This window comes from Acidovorax sp. KPB24-07 (assembly GCF_057543315.1).
In genome coordinates this window covers 1-1,227 of sequence record NZ_BAAJYS010000676.1, presented here as the reverse complement: position 1 = coordinate 1,227, position 1,227 = coordinate 1, and the positions used below count along the sequence as shown (strand labels likewise).

General features: G+C 69.7%; 2 protein-coding genes. Both read left to right on the top strand.

Annotated elements, in window-relative coordinates; genetic code table 11:
- On the top strand, positions 1–300 hold a 300-nt coding region (locus AC27IQ_RS24930), incomplete at its 5' end, for a TolC family protein (protein ID WP_487091208.1).
- Positions 301–613: 313 nt separating this feature from the next.
- The coding region (locus tag AC27IQ_RS24925) for a c-type cytochrome (protein ID WP_487091207.1) at positions 614–1,227 on the top strand (614 nt) is incomplete at its 3' end.

Genomic DNA, 1,227 nt, shown 5'->3' with positions numbered 1-1,227 from the left:
ATCCAGACCGCGTTCCGCGAAGTGTCCGACGCCCTCGCAGGCCAGGCCACCCTCGGGGAGCAGCTGGCGGCGCAGCGCGCCCAGGCGGACGCGGACGCCAAGCGCCTGCAGCTGTCGGATCTGCGCTACCGCAACGGCGTGTCCAGCTACCTCGATCTGCTGGATGCCCAGCGCTCGCTGTTCACCTCCGAGCAACTCGTGGTGCAGACGCGGCTCATCCAGCTGCAAAACCAGATCACCCTGTACAAGGTGCTGGGCGGCGGCTGGACGCCGCAGGACGAGCGCGCCTCGGGCTCCTGATCCCGCGCCCCCCCGCAAAACGGCTTCGGGCACGCACGGGGGTGCGGCTTTAGCCGCCAGACCGGGCACCGCGCCCTGCAAGGAAAACCGTCCTTGCAGGGCGTTTTTGTTTTCAGGGCCGCTGCGATGCGTCGGCGTGGTGCCCCCGCCCGCAAGGGCGATCCGCACAGCCGCCACCCCCATGCCTGCCGCCGGTTCTTGATGCAGCGCAAACGCCAGGAAAAGCCGGCCGTTTTCCCTAACGGCCGGCCCCGGGGAGCCTTCCTATAATCAGCGGCTGGTTTCATCAAGCCCCCGATACATAGAGGACGTCATGAGCGACACCCCCCACGAAGAAGCGCACACCGGCCCCATCAAGAATCCCAAGCAACTGCTGTTGACGGTCTTCTTTTCGTTTGTGGTCCCGATCTTCGCCATCATCGGGCTCGTGATGTACGTGACATCGGGCACCAAGCCGGCCGATGGCGCCGCGAACCCCGAACGGGCGCTGGCGGAACGCATCCAGAAGGTGGGCATGGTGGAAGTGCGCGATGCCAACCGCCCCCTGCGCCCCGGCGAGGAAGTCTTCAAGGGCCAATGCGCCGCCTGCCATGCCACGGGCGCGGCAGGCGCCCCCAAGCTGGGTGACGCCGCGGCCTGGGGCCCGCGCATCAAGACCGGGTTCGAGGCGCTGGTGCATTCCGCCCTCGCCGGCAAGGGCGCGATGGCCCCGCAAGGCGGCGGCGATTTCAACGACACCGAGATCGCGCGCGGCGTGGCCTACATGGCCAACGCGGCCGGCGCCAAGTTCGAAGAGCCCGCCGCCCCTGCAGCCGCAGGGGCCTCCGGTGCCGCCGCCGGGGCTTCCGACGCCGCTGCCGCCCCCACGGCAGCTGCAGCGCCCGCTTCCGCTGCACAGGCCACCGCGGCAGCAGCACCCGCTCCGGC